At 39.1% G+C, this 19,121-nt stretch carries 15 protein-coding genes and 1 tRNA gene; 7 read left to right on the top strand and 9 right to left on the bottom strand.

All coding sequences use genetic code 11. The annotated features are described in order from the left end of the window. The first annotated feature begins 55 nt into the window (after positions 1–55). On the top strand, positions 56–205 hold the full coding sequence (locus AN486_RS16110; RefSeq protein ID WP_199924344.1) for a hypothetical protein: 150 nt from the start codon (positions 56–58) through the stop codon (positions 203–205). Between the two features lie 307 nt (positions 206–512). Here AN486_RS16110 and AN486_RS16105 read toward each other — a convergent pair whose 3' ends face one another. The 3 genes from AN486_RS16105 to AN486_RS16095 all read right to left on the bottom strand — a co-directional run bounded on the left by AN486_RS16105 (position 513) and on the right by AN486_RS16095 (position 5,426). Next, a complete protein-coding gene (locus tag AN486_RS16105) occupies positions 513–2,720 on the bottom strand; it encodes a polysaccharide biosynthesis tyrosine autokinase (RefSeq protein WP_290601506.1) in 2,208 nt (735 codons plus the stop codon). 298 nt (positions 2,721–3,018) lie between these two features. After that, positions 3,019–4,011, bottom strand: a complete 993-nt coding sequence (galE, locus tag AN486_RS16100) for a UDP-glucose 4-epimerase GalE (protein ID WP_053540988.1) — start codon at positions 4,009–4,011, stop codon at positions 3,019–3,021. Beyond that, entirely contained in the window at positions 4,008–5,426 is a 1,419-nt protein-coding gene (locus tag AN486_RS16095) for a sugar transferase (protein ID WP_081424323.1), read from the bottom strand. Before AN486_RS16095 ends, galE begins: the two co-directional genes overlap by 4 nt. Before the next feature lie 1,285 nt (positions 5,427–6,711). On the opposite strand from AN486_RS16095, the gene AN486_RS16090 reads away from it, so the two are divergent. Then, positions 6,712–7,809, top strand: coding sequence for a tocopherol cyclase family protein (locus tag AN486_RS16090; protein WP_027402929.1), 1,098 nt, complete (start codon positions 6,712–6,714; stop codon positions 7,807–7,809). A gap of 33 nt (positions 7,810–7,842) precedes the next feature. After that, positions 7,843–7,916 (top strand) — tRNA-Arg (locus AN486_RS16085). A 667-nt stretch (positions 7,917–8,583) separates the two neighbouring features. Here the strand turns inward: AN486_RS16085 and AN486_RS16080 are convergent. From AN486_RS16080 to AN486_RS16070, 3 genes are all read right to left on the bottom strand, one after another. Further along, positions 8,584–9,627, bottom strand: a complete 1,044-nt coding sequence (locus AN486_RS16080) for a 3-deoxy-7-phosphoheptulonate synthase (protein ID WP_053540990.1) — start codon at positions 9,625–9,627, stop codon at positions 8,584–8,586. 1,048 nt (positions 9,628–10,675) lie between these two features. Continuing rightward, positions 10,676–11,053, bottom strand: coding sequence for a DUF1823 family protein (locus AN486_RS16075; protein ID WP_053540992.1), 378 nt, complete (start codon positions 11,051–11,053; stop codon positions 10,676–10,678). Positions 11,054–11,458: 405 nt separating this feature from the next. Next, on the bottom strand, positions 11,459–12,247 hold the full coding sequence (locus tag AN486_RS16070) for a dienelactone hydrolase family protein (protein ID WP_168635934.1): 789 nt from the start codon (positions 12,245–12,247) through the stop codon (positions 11,459–11,461). Between the two features lie 642 nt (positions 12,248–12,889). Here AN486_RS16070 and AN486_RS16065 point away from each other — a divergent pair. Then, entirely contained in the window at positions 12,890–14,995 is a 2,106-nt protein-coding gene (locus AN486_RS16065; protein WP_168635935.1) for a M3 family metallopeptidase, read from the top strand. Positions 14,996–15,187: 192 nt separating this feature from the next. Here AN486_RS16065 and AN486_RS16060 read toward each other — a convergent pair whose 3' ends face one another. After that, a complete protein-coding gene (locus AN486_RS16060) occupies positions 15,188–15,445 on the bottom strand; it encodes a hypothetical protein (RefSeq protein ID WP_027402924.1) in 258 nt (85 codons plus the stop codon). A 337-nt stretch (positions 15,446–15,782) separates the two neighbouring features. Between AN486_RS16060 and AN486_RS16055 the strand changes: the two genes are divergently transcribed. Further along, complete coding sequence (locus tag AN486_RS16055; RefSeq protein ID WP_290601505.1) at positions 15,783–16,769, top strand: cyanophycin synthetase; 987 nt, start codon at positions 15,783–15,785, stop codon at positions 16,767–16,769. A 3-nt stretch (positions 16,770–16,772) separates the two neighbouring features. On the opposite strand, the gene AN486_RS16050 is transcribed toward AN486_RS16055, so the two are convergent. Beyond that, complete coding sequence (locus AN486_RS16050) at positions 16,773–17,123, bottom strand: hypothetical protein (RefSeq protein ID WP_290601549.1); 351 nt, start codon at positions 17,121–17,123, stop codon at positions 16,773–16,775. Positions 17,124–17,772: 649 nt separating this feature from the next. Between AN486_RS16050 and AN486_RS16045 the strand changes: the two genes are divergently transcribed. Both AN486_RS16045 and AN486_RS16040 read left to right on the top strand, forming a co-directional pair. Then, entirely contained in the window at positions 17,773–18,396 is a 624-nt protein-coding gene (locus tag AN486_RS16045; RefSeq protein WP_053540995.1) for a hypothetical protein, read from the top strand. Beyond that, positions 18,374–18,784 carry a type II toxin-antitoxin system death-on-curing family toxin gene (locus AN486_RS16040; protein WP_290601504.1) on the top strand — a complete coding sequence of 137 codons (411 nt, stop codon included), beginning with the start codon at positions 18,374–18,376 and terminating at the stop codon, positions 18,782–18,784. Before AN486_RS16045 ends, AN486_RS16040 begins: the two co-directional genes overlap by 23 nt. Positions 18,785–18,865: 81 nt before the next feature. Here AN486_RS16040 and AN486_RS16035 read toward each other — a convergent pair whose 3' ends face one another. Then, positions 18,866–19,048 (bottom strand): hypothetical protein, encoded by a 183-nt coding sequence (locus AN486_RS16035; protein ID WP_152608850.1) that lies wholly within the window; start codon positions 19,046–19,048, stop codon positions 18,866–18,868. Between the last annotated feature and the right edge of the window lie 73 nt (positions 19,049–19,121).

Raw genomic sequence — 19,121 nt, 5'->3', positions numbered from 1 at the left:
ATTACCCAATTTTGTGGGATAGGCATCCTGCCTGTCCTTGATGGTAACAGGCAAGATGCCTGCACCACAAGGGATTTTTGGGTATTTTTTTAATTGGAATTCTCTAAGAGAACTCCACAAAAAAGATGAACTGCTTGTATTATTAGCAGGCAAGATGCCTGCACCACAAGGAATTTTGGGATATTTTTTTATTGGAAGTCTCTAAGACTCTTATCTTATCCAATGTATTGCTTAGTTAAGCCATTTTTAACCAGCTAAATACATTATCAACAGTTAATTTTAACTCTACTCCTGCCAATGCAGGCAGAATATCGGTTTTTTCCATTAGTATTGGTTGGCGATCGCAGACATTGTTTCGAGAGTCTATACCTTAATTAGACATAGCTTTCCCCTGCTCCGGCCTTCTCAGTTACGAGCAGGTTGCGAGGGAGGAACCGAGATCAAAAGACCATCAAAGCTCAACTCCTAAAACACAGACAATTTAATTAATCTCGTCAGAGTGTGAAGACAAATTACACCCGACCAAAAAACCCTGACCGCACATTAGCCTCCGAAGACTTCTTCTTGTCTTCTTTACCTCCGTAATAACCACTGGCATAGTAATATCCACCATAACCACTTTCCTTACCAATACCATTCACAACCATGCCCAAAATAGGCACTCTCGCCTGCTCAAGTAATGACTTCGCCGCAGTTACCGCTGAATACTCCACTGCACCGGGACGGACAACCAGCAATAACCCATCCACATACTTGCCAACAATCAGGGGATCAGTAACAGCCGTTAAGGGAGGTGTGTCAATAATTACGAAATCATAATCCTTACTAGCCTCTTCAACCAAGGCAGCCATGCGCTGGGAATCTAACAGTGCCACTGGGTTAGGCGGAATTTTTCCTGCTGGTAACATATTCACCAGAGGGGATACTTCCTGGACAGCATTTTCTAACTGCGCCTGATCGGCTAAGATATTGCTTAATCCCAGCAAATTGTGTATTTCCCAAACCCGGTGCTGACGGGGAAGACGCATATCAGCATCCACTAACAGGACTCGTCTTCCTACATAAGCTGCTGCTAGAGCCAGATTTGCCGCCACAAAAGATTTACCCTCTCCAGGGGTTGCACTAGTCACCAAAATCACCCGCAATTCTTTGTCAGAGCAAGTGAACCCCAGGTTAGTCTGGAGCATTTCAAAAGACGTACTGACTGGTGAATAGGGGTCATCCAATAATGGCAACTCTTGCCGACCTTCCTGCCGATTTTTCGGATTTTTTTCCCCATATTGGGGAATCGTCCCCAGCAAAGGAAAGCCCAACAGCCGATTGGCTTCTTCAATATTTTTGAGGGATTGATTCATGGATTCCAACACCAGTGCCGTTCCTGCGCCTAAAATAACTCCCAAAAATCCGCCTAGTGCGAGGTTGAGGGGAATCTTAGGAGAAATGGGACGTTCAGGAACTAAAGCTCCAGAAATGATCCGCGAATTACCTACATTCTGATTCTCTAAAACCTGAACCAACTGGAATTGCTTCAGAAATTCTTGGTAGGTGATTTGTGCAACAGTTAACTGTCGCTGTAGCTGTTGTTGTTGTTGTTCCAGTCGAGGTAAGCTATCCAAACGTCTTCTGTTAACTATAAATACCCTTTGCAATTCCTCTATTTGTTTTGTTAATGCTAACCTTTCTACTTCTGATTTGACAAGGTCTTGAGTTAATGCCTGTTTAAGTTCTCCTATCTGCAAATTCTGTTTGGATAGGAACTCGGAACTACCAACGGTCTGGCTGACTCGCTGTTCTAGTACGTTTTTCAGAGATGCCTCTTTCATGACTAAATCCACGACCTTTGGATTATCACCAGTATAAAGACTTCGCGCCACTGCTAGTTCAGATTGGGTTTTTTGGTATTCTGTGAGGACTTGTTGTACACCGGGTGATTGACTTAAGGTACTGAGATCCACAGCCTGTTGTGTACCCAGTTTCATTTCATTCTGTAAAGCTACGGAACGAGTCAAGGCCGCCGCCAATTCCCCTTGGCTCTGGGTAATTGCTTCATTCAGCTTTCCCAGAGATTCCAAACCAGTTTTCGCTTCTACATCCAGAGCTACCACTCGGTTGTTCTCCTTAAACCGGCGTAAGTTCATTTCTGCTTTCGTAACTCGGTGTTCAACTTCTGGTAATTCCTTGGATAAAAATTCTCGCGCTGACCTAGCTTCGGTACGGTTAGTGCGAACATTACTCTCTAAGTAATATTTCATCAGGGAATTCACCACATCTGCTGCTTCCTGGGGATTTGTACTTCTGTAAGAAAGCTGCATCACATCTGTTCCTCGGACAGTCTTCAGCTTCAGTTTTTTGAGAAAAACTTCCAAAGAAAGCTGTTTGCCTTGATTATCTGTCAACTTTAGTGTGGTAATAGTTTTTATAACGATGGGATAGGAGCGGATGATCTCAGATTCAGTATCTACTGGGTTGCTAAGGTTTGTCAGTGCGCCCAATTCTCCCATCTGTTGAGAGAGACTTGAGAGTGATGAAGCCCCACTTTTTTTAGTGAAAACCAATTTCCCTTCTGACTCGTAAACTGGTTTTGTTGAGTAAGTGACAAGGGCTGTGACTCCGAAGACAAAAGCAAATACGACTGATGCCACAGGCCAACGTCTTTTGAATATTAACCAGTACTGTTGAATATCAATAGGGGAATCTTGGTCTTCTTGGTTAATGGACATAAATTAATTTAAGAAAATATACTAAGTGTAGGAAGCGCTGTACAAGTTGTAGATCATCTGTTTGAACAAAAATCACTCATCCCCGGCTTTTGGCATTTAACATTTGTAAAATAGCGATTATTTGTTACGCAGTTTGATTGTCGTATTGAGTAGGGTGCGTCAGACAGAGGAAATCTGTTTTTTACCAAATTATTGGGTCTGACGCACCCTACAAGAGTAAAATCACTCAAAACTCTCTTCCTGTTCCCTGTTAAGAGTTCCCTGTTCCCTTGCCCCAACGACAATTTTTAACGCCCACCTACTTATAGCTTTGTAACAGCTTACCTTTTTCCCAAGCAAGAAAGCTGGAGATGATATTATCTAAGTTATTATACTTGGGCTGCCAATTCAATACCTGCTGAATTTTTTCTGCATCAGCCGTCACACAGGCTGGATCTCCGGGACGACGCGCCACTTCAATTACGGGAAAATCTACCCCAGAAATGTCTTTAACCCTTTCCACAACTTGTCTAACACTATAACCTTTGCCATAACCACAGTTGAGAATTTGACTTTCTCCACCCCTTTCTAGATAGCGTAACCCATCAACATGGGCTGTGGCTAGATCTTCGACATGGATATAGTCTCTAATTCCTGTCCCATCTGGGGTGGGGAAATCATTGCCAAATATCTTGAATTCTGCTTGGCGTTTGAGGGCTGCATTACAAGCATTGGCAATCAAATGAGTTGCACTGGTTAAGTTTTGTCCAATTCTGCCACCGGGGTCGGCTCCTGCGACGTTGAAATAGCGGAGAATTACATACCGCAGACGAGATGCCAGTCCGTAGTCTTGAATCATCCATTCGCTCATCAGTTTGGAGCGACCGTAGGGGTTAATCGGTAAAGTCGGAGTAAACTCTGTGACGGGATTTTCTCTAGGTTCGCCGTAAACTGCCGCTGTGCTAGAAAAGATCAATTGGTCAACACCCATGATACTACAGCACCGCAGTAAATTCAGGGTATTCCGGGTGTTGTTAGCGTAGTAATCAAGGGGCTGGGCAACGGATTCTGGTACAACTAGACTGGCAGCGAAGTGCAATACCGCACTAAATTGATGTTTGCCAAAGACTTGGTAAAGGCGGTCTATATCTCCTAAGTCGCCAATAATTAGCTGACCATAAAGTACAGCTTGTGCTACTCCTGTAGAACAATTATCATATACAACTACATCATAGCCAGCCTCACCTAGTTGACGCACCACATGAGAACCAATATAGCCGGCACCCCCTGTCACCAAGACTTTCTGATTCATCTGCCTTTACCTAATAAAACAACTCTGATGGTTTTCAAGACTATCACTATGTCCAACCATAATGAATAGTTTTTGATGTAGTAAAGGTCGTAAGATAGCTTTTCATAGGCATCTTCTAGAGAAGATCCGTAGGGATAAAGCACCTGCGCCCAACCAGTAATTCCTGGTTTGACTAAATAGCGCATTTCGTAATAAGGAATTGCTTCTTTGAGCTTGACATCAAACTCTGGCCTTTCTGGACGTGGACCAATCAGACTCATTTCTCCACACAACACATTCCAAATTTGGGGGAGTTCATCAATTCGCAGAACTCGTAGCCAATATCCTACTCTGGTAATGCGGGGGTCACGTTGACTTGCCCATTGTGCGCCCCTCTTTTCCGCGTCTTGATACATGGAACGGAATTTGTAAACCCGAAATGGTTTACCATACAGTCCTGTTCGTAATTGGCTATAAAAAATTGGTCCTGGACTATCTAATTTGATGATTAGTCCTACAAATATCATGAGTGGCGACACCAGCAGAGACAACAGACCAGTGACGATTATATCCATAATCTCTTTGATTTTGAGACTGCCACCACAAAATACCAAGTTAAAACCACTACTGAAAGCAAACCACTCATCTTCGAGTAGAGATGAGGGAAGTTTGTAGCATAGGGTTTCCCAAATATCAGGTAGACGGTAAACGGGAATCCCTTTCAGTCGGAGTTGCATGAGACTCTGCACTTGTTGATCAGAGAGACCTATTTGAGTTCCTACTACTACTCCCGATAAGGGTTGATGACTCCAATAAGATAAGTCATTGAGAGATCCTTCATGACTTAATTGGGGTTCGATTTCTGCTAACTCAGGGATATGTTGACCAGTTTCCGTCAGGATCACTAATCGCCCCAATGGATTTTGGGTTAAGAACATTTGGGCAAATTTTATGGCATGATTGTTGGCTCCTAGCATTAACCACCGACTTTGTTGAGCTTGCGATCGCCACCAATTAAATGCCCATATTCTTAAGATCATTGCCCAGATAGTAAAAATTCCCAGGTTAACTAATAATATACCCCGCATCCCTACTGAATTACCTTCCCAGTTTCCCGACAGATTAATTAACACGGAAGTTATGATGGCAACTATTAGACTGCTGATCAGGATGCGAGTCGGAGCTTGTAACCCAGCAATTTCTTTCTCTGGATGGTATGTATTTAACAAATACATTCCTGTTAAAGTCAGTAGTATAAATCCATATACAAATAGATCAAATCCTATCAATGGATGATCCAGAGTCCCGTAAGAACTAATTCCTAAACAGACAAATAGGCCAAAAATGTCTCCCATTATCAGAAATAGAGAGATAAAGCGTGGGAGTTTGACTAACTGAATACTGCCCCTATTAGTCTCAAATCCTATCTCTAGCATAAGTATTTTTTTTTAGAGCTTGGCTTGTAAAAACATGAATTTGTGAATCAATACCTTTTTTGCATTTAAGGTAAGAAAAGAGATTAATCCAGATGGTATGCAATTGTGTAATAACAAACCCTGTACTTCACAAATCTTCCCGAATGAACACACTTTACTACACTGCGAGATTTTACAACTAGTAAGTGAATCTTAAATACATCTAATTGGTATCAAATACTTACTTAATCACAACCCATACCAAATTGTCAAGTTCCTAGCCACTGGGGTTTAGACTCAGTGATAGAAAGCGGAACAGCATCAGATTGAGTTAGTCAGATACTTAAGTAGGTGAGCGTTAAAAATTGTCGTTGGGGGAAGGCAGGGGAGCAGGGGGCAGGGCGCAGGGGGAAAGAGTTTGAGTTTGCTTTGCTCTTCTTCATATACCTTTAATTTTTTCTGTTCACCTACTTACATCAGAATTGAGGAGTCAGTATTCAGAGGAAGAAGCAACAGGGAACAGGAAAAACTCATGTTTAAAAACATGAGATTGAAATAATGACACTGTTTTTTCGTGCTACGCATCTTTTAAAAACATCTTTTTTTGACTGAAGCTCTAAACTGGTGAAACTTTAGTTTCTTATCTGTTCCCTGTTCCCTTCTTTTGTAAAGCTAGATTGCTGTTTGGCTTTGAATTAAGATCCTGTACCTCATTAATCTATAATATGCTGCATCAACCTAAACGCTGTCTGGAAAATAGGATTAAGTAAGTAGGTGAACACAATAAAACCAATTTGTGTAAAGAAAAGTAAAATCGCCCAAACCCTCTTCACTCTTGCCTCTTGCATGAGTGCCTCTTGCCTTGCCATAACGACGATTTTCAATGCTAACCTACTTATCATCGGAGAATGTGGACTGTTGATGGTTGGTAAAATGTCTTTTTGTGATGTGTAAGAAGAGCTAACTTTTATTTTTGGTTTACATTTCTTGTTCAATAATTACAGATGATGAAGCTTAAAATACGGAATATGTAGTGAAATTCAGTGGATGCCCCATTTTGTATCCGCTCAATAATCCGGGGTAAATCGTTCAATGACAACCCTCAAATGGCGTAAAATTTTTCCCGAATTAGGCAGTTGCCCCTATTTATTGAGCCGATACCCCATTTTAGTCCAAAGTTTCCACATTGCCAATACCAAAAAATAAATATACTTGAGAAGGTAATAACTTGCATTTTTACATCCATATATTCCCTTTAAGTAAAAGCTCAAATTTTAACCTTACGAAGTACAATAAAACACAATCCATGCTGAATATTCCCAAAAATTTCTTTGATTTCACCCAAACTCCCCATAGCGGTTATCATTGGGATGGGAGCGATCGCCGTTTTTTTGAGGGCTGGTATTACCGCGTCACACTGACCGAGATTCGGCAAACTATCGCCTTCATGTACTCCATCGAAGACCCAAGAGGCAATCAGCCCTACAGCGGCGGAGCAGCCCAAATACTGGGTATAAATGATGAATACCTTTGTCGCACTTTTCCTGATATCAACAAATTTTGGGCAAGTCGGGATATTTTGGGATTAGGACATTGGGGAAAAACCAACTTACAAGTTTCACCTCTGTATCTTATTCCTCGTGAATTTGCACACCATATTCAAGAAGGCTATCAAGCCACAGCTACCTTAAACCAAGGCATAATTACAGATCCTACCACTGGTAATTATTGCCGATGGGAGTATGCAATTCAACCCATGTACGCATGGGGAAATCAAAATAGTCCTCAGCAATCAACCGCCGGTTGGTTATCATTTTCTCAGATATTTGAACCTGGTTGGCAAATTTTAATGGCTCATGGTTTAGCCAGCGGTTGGATAGATTGGCATGGTAAAATTTATGAATTCACAAATGCCCCAGCATACGCGGAAAAAAATTGGGGTGGTGCTTTTCCCCAAAAATGGTTTTGGCTAAATTGTAATGCCTTTATCAATCAACCAGACTTAGCTTTAACAGCCGGTGGCGGCAAACGTGGTGTATTATGGTGGATGGAATCAGTCGCCATGATTGGTATTCACCACCAAGGCAAATTTTATGAATTTGTTCCCTGGAATTCAGAGGTAACATGGCAAATTCAACCCTGGGGTAGATGGCAAATGCAAGCCAAAAACCTCAATTACGAAATTGAACTGACAGGGACTACCCATCTTCCCGGTACACCCCTCCGCGCACCTACAACTAATGGTTTAACTTTTTGTTGTCGAGATACCATGCAAGGGGAAATCACTTTAGAATTGCGAGAACTTAATAGCGGCAAATCTCAAGTTATCCTGACTGCAAGTAGTAATCTTTGCGGGTTAGAAGTCGGTGGTGATGATTGGGATTATTGTTGGCGATCGCAATAAAAATGCTGCTATTATGATATCTACGTCATCCTTGGGGTTGTAGCTCAGTTGGATAGAGCGAGCGCCTCCTAAGCGCTAGGCCGTGCGTTCGATCCGCACCAATCCCACTTTTAAGTAATTGGACAAAAATATTTACAGTCATTGCGAGGGAAGGGAAGCAATCAGAACTCTTGCGATTGCTTCATTTCACTTCGTTCCATATTTGGACAAAAATATTTACAGTCATTGCGAGCGAAGGGAAGCAATCACAACCCTTGGAATTGCTTCATTTCACTTCGTTCCATATGGCCAACGCCACGCAACGCTTACGCAATGACATTGTGTAATTAATTCTGTCTCACTACTTATTTACTTGAGTTTGGACTAATTGACATTTAGAAGCAATGAAAAGAAGCCAAGAGAAAATTACCCAAAGTCTTTGAGAGACTGAGTGAAGTCGAATCGTGGAAAAAGAAGCAGAAACTAAGCATTGCACTTTGGACTAAAGCACAACTACAAAACAGCTTTTTTTCAGGTAAATGAACCACATTTTTAAATCTCATACAAAGAGAAGAATTAAAATAATTCAGGCTCTACCGTTCCCTTTATGTAAAACAATATTTATTGTAGGTTGGGTTGAGGGACGAAACCCAACACCTCCTACTATCTTCTCGCTAATGTTGGGTTTCAGTTTGTTCAACCCAACCTACAAAAATTAAATTAATATTTTATTCCATAAGGGGAGCGGTAGAACCATAATTCATGTGGTGTAAATACATAAAAACTGCTGTAAGTTTATTGTAATTTACTGTAAGCAGCCAAAATAATTCTTTCGGTTTCTTGCCAATTGATACATTTATCAGTTACGGAAACACCATATTTTAAATCTTCACGATTCCCTGTAATTACTTGACTACCTTCATACAAATTCGATTCTAGCATCATTCCTACAATGGAATTAGTACCATCTAATACTTGCTGGATAATATTCTCAAACACCATAGATTGTAATCTGTAATCTTTATTAGTATTACCATGACTACAATCAACAACTATTCTTGGTGATAAGTTAGCTGCTTTTAATTGTTCCTCTACTAACTGAATATTCTCGGCATCAAAATTAGGCTGATTTCCACCACGCAAAATTACATGACCATGAGCATTTCCCCTAGTTTGAAATACACTCACTTGTCCCTTTTGATTAATACCCAGGAAATTATGGGGAGTTTTTGCTGATTTGAGGGCATTTACAGCAACTTGAATATTACCGTCAGTACCATTTTTAAAACCTACTGGCATAGATAAACCACTAGCCATTTCTCGGTGTGTTTGCGATTCGGTTGTCCTTGCACCAATTGCAGACCAGGAAACCAGTTCACTTATATATTGAGGTATGATTGGATCAAGTGCTTCTGTAGCAGTGGGTAATCCTAAATCTGTTAACTTTAATAGTAAGTTTCTGGCAATTAAAATTCCTTCTTCTACATGAAAAGAATCATCCATTTTCGGATCATTAATTAATCCTTTCCAGCCTACAGTAGTTCTGGGTTTTTCAAAATAAACCCGCATGATTAACAGTAATTTATCCTGAACTTTTTCTGCCAAGCCTAGCAACTTTTCTCCATATTCTATCGCCGCTTTTGGATCATGAATTGAACAAGGACCGACTACAATGAATTTACGTCGATCTTGAAAATCTAAAATATTTTCTATTTCTTGTCTGAATTTTAAAATTGTATTTTCAGCAGTTTTAGTTAAAGGTAATTTTGCCTTAACCTCATTAGGAGTTGGTAAAACATGAGAACTCTTAATGTTAGTATTAATTAATTTGTTGATCATAGCAGAAATCTCTTTATTTGTGTTATACAGCAGTAATCCTATCTAAATTATTTGTGAAACCGTTTTTGATTCTTGTTAGCCCTAAAGTAGTTAGTTAGAACAACAAGTTGCACAAATTAGCTAAGATTACTATATGCAAGGGTAGAATATATTAATATACACAGTTTTGTAAAAAAATACAAGATATGTCCGTGTTATTTCCATAACATTTAGACATAAATCCTGCCTCTAGTAGTTCGTCAAATTTATTTTGACGGGTAATGTTCCCCCAACTCCCCCAACTCCCCCAACTCCCCCCACTCCCCCCTGACCCCCCTGCCCCCCTGCCTCTCTTCTCCCCCTGCTTGCCTTCACCCGTCATTTTCGGGTTGACAGACTACTAGCCTTCATCCCTTGTCTAAAGAACAGATGTGGCTTCCTGAGTCAGCAACATCTTCAAGGGTTTTCGGCATTTTCCTTAGAGGATGTTTGAAAAGTTTTTAATGTATAAACAAACCCCTCTCCAAACCTCTCTCCGAAGCGGGGAGAGGCTTTGAAACCCCCCTTCCCTACGAGGGAAGGGGGCAGGGGGGTTAGGTTTTTGGAGATTATCGGTTTCATCTAATACTTTTCAAACAACCTCTTAGGGACTTCCAATTAAAAAAATCCCCAAAAGTTTCTTGTGGTGCGGGCATACTTCGACCCTTCGACAGGCTCAGGGCATCGCAAGCTCAGTACAAGTCTTGCCCGCTAATTACCAAGGACAGGCAGGATGCCCATCCCACAAAATTGGGTAATTTATTTTTTGGTGATCCCTTATAAAAGAATAATTTAATTTTGCAAATCGGACGCAAAGCTTATATCCCTAACTACTTAGAGAAGTTGGGGATATTTTAAGTAATTGCTAGATAAGTAATTGGACAAAAATATTTACAGTCATTGCGAGCGAAGGGAAGCAATCACAACCCTTGGAATTGCTTCATTTCACTTCGTTCCATATGGCTAACGCCACGCTTTGCTAACGCAATGACATTGTGTAATTAATTCTGTCTCACTACTTATAGTAATTTTACTCAATTGTACCAGTGGTTATTAACATATAACTTAATAACCAATTTGCTGATGTGGCTCTGCGAGTTTGTCGAGGACCAAATTCACCAATTTTGTAGCCTTTAAAACCGAGTCTTCCCTTGAGTATCTGTTTATTTTCCTGGGGAATAGAACGAGTTAATTTCATAATTGCTGGACGAGAAGCAATAAAATCCGGTGGTTGTGAATATTCATCTCGCCATGTTGATGATACTTGACTATTATCCCAAGTTTCTGTAATCGCATCATAACGATAACCTAAGTGATACCATAATAATTGGTTTACAGTGGCATCATCAATTGTATCGTTAATAATTGCCCAAATTGTTTCTGTATTTAGCGGTGGAAGATTAGACATGATTTTCAGGTAAGAGGAAGGAATAGATAATAGGTAATAATTTTACCAATTACAAAAAAGGGAACAGGGAACAGGGAACAGGGAACAGATAAGAAACACTCATTTGCTGAGTTTAGGGACTTCCAAGAAATAAATTATCCTGATTAACGAACCACAGAGGCGCAGAGGACACAGAGGAATAAGGGTTTGAGAGATTTTTGCGTTAGGTCGTTGAGTATTTTTTTATTTGGAAGTCCCTTAGAGCTTCAGTCAAGAAAAAGATGTTTTTAAAAGATGCGTAGCACGAAAAAAAACAGTATCATTATTTCAATCTCATGTTTTTAAACATGAGTTTTTTCTGTTCCCTGTTGCTTCTTCCTCTGAACAGTCCTTGCAGATATAATCAGTGTTCAAACCCACAAAATATTACTTAGCAAATATTTCGGCAAAAAACTGTCGCATAGCTTGCCAAGAACGCTGATCTGCGATTGAATTATAAACAGCTCCTTTGGGATTATTTTTGGCTTCTGGGTTAGTGAAAGAATGAAGCGCACCACCATAGTATATTAGTTGCCAGTTCACATTACCTAGACGCATTTCTCTTTCAAAACCTTGGACTTGCTCTTCTGGGACAAAGGGATCATCAGCGCCATGCAATACTAATACCTTAGCTTTAATATTTTTAGCATCATTAGGATTGAGTGTGTCTAGGTTGCCATGAAAACTAACTACACCTGCAATATTAACACCACTACGGGCTAATTCTAAGACTGTACCACCACCGAAGCAATACCCAATGGCAGCAATGTGTTTAGAGTCAGTTAAGGGATAATTTTGTAAAACTTGTAACCCAGCTTTTGCCCGTTCGCGGAGTAATTTTCGATCTTGACGATAAATAGTTGCTTGTTTACCTGATTCTTCGATGTTTTTTGGTCTAATTCCTTTACCATAAATATCGGCGGCAAAAGCCACATATCCCAATTTAGCCAACTGTTGGGTTCGTTTTTTGGCATAAGACTGTAACCCATTCCATTCATGAACTACTAATACACCGGGACGTTTAACTTTAATAGCATCATCATAAGCAAGATATCCTTCCAATACTGTGTTTCCTTGCTTATACTCAATTGTTTTAGTTTTAATTGCTGCTAATACATGAGCAGAACTCAACAAAACCACCGCAGGTGTCAGCAAAACAGAAAGTAAAAATTTCATACCTTTATTACGTATTCAAAATTGATTATGGTGAATTATCGCCACAAAACTCGACAAAATAAAAGTAATTATTGGGAGAATAGTTGCTAGAATTCTGCTTTTAGCTTTCCTATGATATAGGAGTCCGGTTTGATTCTTGTTCATTATACCGAGGCTCAATCGTTGATTCGATGGGGTTTACGGTTTACAGCTTGTATGGCTTACGCTACGCTATCAAAAATCAAATAGTAGCCCTATTAGTCTGTCAAGCTTGAAATTGTGAGTTATTAAATTTTATAACCGTTTGTTAGCAATACTTTCAAACTTCGTTAACACACAAAATTAATATTGACAGACCACTATGTATCTGAGCTATCAAAAACAAATTCAGTAGTTATAAAGTTGCAGCAGTATGGTTTACGCCACACTACGATACGCTATCAGAATGAACTTTTTGTATAACTGGCATAGGAATAGAGGTAGATTTAATTATTTTTCGTATAGAAATATACTTATTTGATTCTAGTCTCCTAACTTCTGTATCTGTTGAGTAAGATTGCCATTCTAGCAACGCGAAATTTTGTCGCAACGTTAAATTATTAGTTATATAAAGAAAAATCAATCGTTGTTTCCCACTAATTCATCGGCTATTAACTCACTACCATGCGTGCAACTGCTACTATTTATCAGAATCCCCTACTTCAAAGCTGTAGTTTACCCGTATTTGCGGATATTAAATCAGAGCAAGTCGAACCAGCTTTTAGTCATCTATTGGCAGAACTGGAAAAGCAATTAATTGACTTAGAGGCAAATATAGAGCCTACTTGGAACGGTTTAGTAGAACCTCTAGAAAAATTGACAGAAAGACTAAATTGGAGTTGGGGAATACTGAATCATTTAATGGGTGTAAAAAATAGTCCAGAACTACGTATTGCCTATGAAAAGGTACAGCCGCAAGTAGTTCAGTTTATGAATATCCTGGGTCAAAGTAAACCTATTTATAATGCTTTCAAAGCAATTCGGAATAGTCCTAGTTGGGAAACTTTAGATTCAGCCCAGCAGAGAATTATCAAAGCTGCAATTCGGGATGCAGAATTGTCTGGTGTTGGTTTAGAAGGAAAAGATAGAGAGCGTTTTAATACTATCCAGATGGAATTAGCAGAACTGGCAACTAGGTTTGCTAATCACGTTCTAGATGCGACGAAAGGCTTTATTTTAATTCTCACCACCCCAGATGACATTGATGGTTTACCAAGTAGCTTGTTGAGTCTTGCAGCCCAAGTTGCTCGTGCATCTGGTGAAGAAAATGCCACCCCGGAACATGGACCTTGGCATATTACTTTAGATTTTCCTAGTTATTTCCCATTCATACAGCACAGTACCAGGCGGGATTTGCGTGAAAAACTCTATAAGGCTTATATTACCCGGGCATCTTCTGGGGAATTAGATAATAATCCTTTGATTATACGAATTTTAGAGCTAAGAAAAGAACTAGCTAAATTAATTGGCTTTGAAACTTTTGCTGAACTGAGTTTGGCTAGTAAGATGGCTAAGGATATTCCCTCTGTAGAAAGGCTGTTAGAAGAACTCCGTCAAGCTAGTTATAATGCTGCTGTCAAAGATTTAGAACAACTCAAAGCCTTTGCCAAGGCGAAAGGAGCCGTAGAAGCCGAAAATTTGCAGCATTGGGATATTAGCTTTTGGGCTGAACGTCAACGGGAAGAACAATTTGCCTTTACTGCCGAGGAGTTACTTCCCTATTTTCCCCTGCCTCAAGTTCTAGATGGGCTATTTGGGCTGGTAAAAAGGCTTTTTGGGGTGACGGTGACACCTGCTGATGGTCAAGCCCCAATATGGCATGAGGATGTTCGTTATTTCCAAATTGCTGATAAATATGGTGAACCCATTGCCTATTTTTACCTAGATGCTTACAGCCGTCCTGCGGAAAAGCGTGGTGGTGCTTGGATGGATGCTTGTATTCACCGTCGCAAAGTTACAGAAAATGGTTTAACTACTATTCGGCTACCTGTAGCTTATTTGATTTGTAATCAAACTCCCCCTGTAGATGGTAATCCGAGTTTGATGGCTTTTGATGAAGTGGAGACATTGTTCCATGAATTTGGACATGGTTTACATCATATGCTGACTAAGGTGGATTATCTGGGGGCAGCAGGTATTAATAATGTTGAGTGGGACGCAGTGGAATTACCGAGCCAGTTTATGGAAAACTGGTGTTATGACCGCCAAACCTTGTTTGGCATGGCGAAACATTATGGAACAGGGGAAGCATTACCGGAACATTACTACCAAAAATTGTTGGCGGCACGTAATTACATGAGTGGTTCAACTATGTTGCGGCAACTGGATTTTAGTAGTGTGGACTTGGAGTTACATTACCGCTATTGCCCTAATAGTCAGGAAACTGTGACAGATGTGCGAAACCGGATTGCTAGGTTAACGACTGTGTTACCACCATTACCCCAGGATGCGTTTTTATGTGCTTTCGGTCATATTTTTGAAGGGGGTTATGCAGCGGGATATTATAGCTATAAATGGGCTGAAGTTCTCAGTGCTGATGCTTTTGCCGCTTTTGAAGAAGTAGGTTTGGAAGATGAAGCTGCAATTCATGCGATTGGCAGACGTTACCGAGATACGGTGTTAGCACTAGGTGGCAGTCAGCATCCAATGGATGTATTTAAAACCTTCCGGGGACGAAAACCCAGTACCAAGGCTTTACTCAAGCACAATGGACTGCTGGCTGCTGTGTAAGTTAGAAGTCGAAGGGATGAGGGAATGAGGAGAATATTTATCTTGAATTGTGCCTCTTACCTCTTGTCTCTTGTCTCTTGTGGATTTACAGGAATACCCGAAGTCCCTTGGGGAGAACCCCACCTCTGGTTTAGAGAACGCAAGGAATCCAAATTAAGTGGTTTCGGTGAACCAAGAATCTCATTGAGAGTGTTAAATAACAACTTCTTCCCGTTGGCAATCAAAGAAAAGCTCAAAAACAGTGTTAGGAATCATCTGACGGATGTGCTGAATATAGCCTTCGGCATCAGAACGACTGCGAAACCTGGAAACAATTACTTTTTCTTGTTCGGTGACAACACGGGCTACAGCCCAACCATTCAGCCTTTTTTTGTAGGCGTTATCTTCTCTTGCTGTAGGCATGGCTTGATTTTCTGAGGTGATATTTTTGTAATCCGTATTTTGTGGCATGATTATTTTATGCGTATGAATTTGAGTGAAGGGCGTTAGTATGTCTCTTAGCCAAAGATGTACTAGCGTCTTTTATTGATGATGCCACCTTGTTATTACATATTTTCAAAATTGTCAATACGTGATGCAACAACTTATCTTTTAAGAATGTTCAGTTTTATTTAATGCCAATGGGTATTTACTGAGTAGCTTAGTATTTAGATACACATAAGAACCAAAATCATTGTGTAATATATGGCATAATTCACGAATGATTTGAGGTTTCGGCTTGGGAAATATTTACGAATATTGCCATACTTTTTCAGGGTAATTTTGAAAGAATCCGAGAAAATAAAAAATGTCAATTACATCAATCATCCAAAAAGTAGCATTGCAAATAGGGGCTGTGATTTTAGTTGAACCAGAATATGAATTTGTGGGGCATATTACTTTTAAAAATGGGAAAAAGTCGGTTTTTAGTCATGCCAAATTGAATATTAATGGTTTCGCCTCAGCCGAATTAGCTAAAGATAAAGCCTATAGTAATTTTTTCCTGAAGCACTTTGGATATCGGGTGACAGAGGGAAAGACATTTTTTAGTGATCAGATGTGTGCTAAAATAGCTCATCCTCGAAATATTGATGATGGATTTAATTATGCACAATCAATGGGATTTCCTGTGATTGTTAAGCCGCTAAATCTGAGTCAAGGTATATTGGTGACTAAGGTGCATAATCAGGAGGAATATTATGATGTTGCTAATAAGATATTCCAAATTAAATCAGGGTTGATTGTTGAAAAGTTTTATAGTGGTAATGACTATAGAATTGTAGTGTTAGATGATGAGGTGATTACGGCTTATCAAAGAATTCCTTTATGTGTTGTTGGTGATGGTATATCTAATGTTTTGGAGTTGCTACAACAAAAACAGGAAAAAATTATTAGTACGGGTAGAAAAAATGTGATTAAATTTGATGATTTTCGCATTTCCCAAAAATTAAAAACACAAAATTTTGATTGGGATAGTGTGATTCCTCATGATCATACTGTTTATCTTTTGGATAGTGCTAATTTATCAAGTGGAGGTGAAGCGGTGGATTTTTCGGAAACTATTCATCCTGATTTTCAGAAGTTAGCAATTAATATGACTAAAGATATTGGACTAAGATTAGCTGGGGTGGACATACTTACCGATGATATTACTATGCCGATGGTAGATTATACGCTGATTGAAGTCAATGGTTCTCCTGGGTTAAATCACTATGCTGCTAGTGGTAAATTAGCAGCAAAGAGAGTGGAAGAGTTATATTTGAAAATTCTCCAGGTGATAGAGAATGATGGTTAAGGGTTACAAATTTTTGCCTAGTAGTGATTCAAGTTCCTCTGACAAAGAGTTCATATCTGCGACTCTAGCTACGAGTAAACTATCGTGTCCGGCATCGTTTAAGCGGGATTTCCAATAGTTAATACTCTCAGCGTTATTCATCCAAAACTCAATCACTGTATCTACTACTTGATCTAAGTTCCAACCCCATTTTACGGGAACTGGTTCTATGGATGATAGAAAGGCATCTAAGGTACAAGTGTGAGTTCCTAGATATTCTATGCCTTGGTGTTGCGGTTTTACTAAACTCTGTTGTTGATGATTGAAAAAATGCAAAACAGGAGATACACCTACCAGATTGAAGCTGTATTTAATCATTCTAGTCCTCCTAATGAATTCATCAATTGCCGAGAAACTTGAATTTTGGGCAAGAATCTATTACGGAAAAGTCCGCTAACTCTATCTAGAAAAAAGAGAATTTTTGCCTACTACATCAGTTTCAATATTAAGCTAGAAATTAGCACTCAACCCCTGCGAGTGCTAAGGTTTATTTGGTTGTTACATTGTATTATCTATTATTTGGAGAATAATTTCAAGATTGTAGATAGCTTTTTTATTTTGTGTTATTGTAATTTCTATTCAAGGGAGGTACAATAGGAAATAATTAACCGCAAATGGAAGAAGATGGACGCAGATAAACGCGGATAAACTTGTACTTTATCAGACCAAGAAAAGTTATATTGTAAATGTATTGGGTTGCACTTCGTTTAACCCAGCCTACGATTAAGTGATAATAAAGTGCGATTTAACGATTTTTGGCTAAGGCTATATTAGTAACTGGCGGACTGGATTATTATGGTTTTTTCAGTTAAAATATTTTTAAGAAAGCGTATATGGCGGTTATCGCCCTTGATGCAATACAATCTAGGGCGCAGACCCTGCGCCCCTACAGGCTTTACAATTTGCTGACTGGATCTCGCTCAAGTGCATACCGCTATAATATCACCAGACAGGTACGTAAAAAATGGTATACAGCTTTATACTCCCAGAAGAGACTATTACCAACTTTCAGGAAAAGATAGAATTCCTGGAAAAGTGCCTGAATAATGCTAACCCGCAAGATGAAATATTTGCAGAAATAATTGAGTTGGAAAATAGCGGACTAATATCTATCAATAAACTTATAGAGGAAGTGAAAAATCTACAGTACAAACTTAATAAAATTATTAAGTTTGTTAAGGCATTAAAGGAAAAAGTAGAATTGGATCAATCATCAGTTATACTTTTTGTTAGATACAATTTTCTGCTTAAAGAAATTTTAGAACAATGCTGCGAGTTTAGTTTTATCAAACATAGTAAAGAGATTTTTATGGACATAATTGTGTCTACTCTAGTGGTATATCAGAAAATTAAGAAGGAAGCTTCTTCTGTAACCTATTCGCAGCATGAAATATACATTCTTACAGAAACAAGAAAACACGTAATACAATCAATCATTAAAGCTAGTGTACAATTTAAAGTATTTACTGAAGATTTTCTTAAATCACTAGAATTGGAAGATGATATCACACCTAAAGAATCGGAAGCTATATTAACTTCTTTAGCATCTACGAAAAAATGGGATTATGTGTATAGAAAACTTGCATAGTCCTAAATTTATTGCAAAAGAAGATGTACTAAGTATACATAATAAGCAAATTAACCTATATGGTGGCTCATACGGTATCCGCGATGAAGGTTTATTAGATTCTGCGATTTACCAACCTCAAGCAAGTTTTGGAGGAGAGTTTTTACATCATACTATTGTTGAACAAGCAGCAGCATATTTATTTCACATTACTAATAATCATGCTTTTATAGATGGAAATAAACGCACCGCTTTTGATGTTATAGTGACATTCTTGAACTTGAATGATTATGAACTGAACATGACACCAGAAGAAGCATATCAATTAACAATGCAGGTTGCTGATAATAAAGTTAGTAAAGAACAGTTAATTGAGATATTGAGAGATTGTATTATAGAATTATTTTAACCCACATTCAGCATGAGTAAATATACTCAAAATATTTTTCCCAGCAGGTTATTTTGTCAAAAAAAGAATTTCATAAAACAGCTAAAACCCAATCATAATAACCAGTTCATGCTTTTTGCTATCTAGGTCGGTATTCAATGAATTTAATCTCAAACCAACTAATTTATTGACATTATTCTCAATAAACTTGATTCGAGCTTTAAATATATCGGCGATGGCTACGCCGCGCCGAAGGCATCGCTCTAATATAGAATTGCGTGTCATTGTCTGAAAGCCTTGTTATCATTGGGTTATGGATAATTCCGAAAATTCAAAAAACACCTGCGGAATGTGGGTT

Source organism: Anabaena sp. AL93 (assembly GCF_001672085.1).
Lineage (GTDB): Bacteria > Cyanobacteriota > Cyanobacteriia > Cyanobacteriales > Nostocaceae > Dolichospermum > Dolichospermum heterosporum.
Note: the sequence above shows the minus strand (reverse complement) of the source record. Positions and strands in the feature narration are given on the sequence as shown.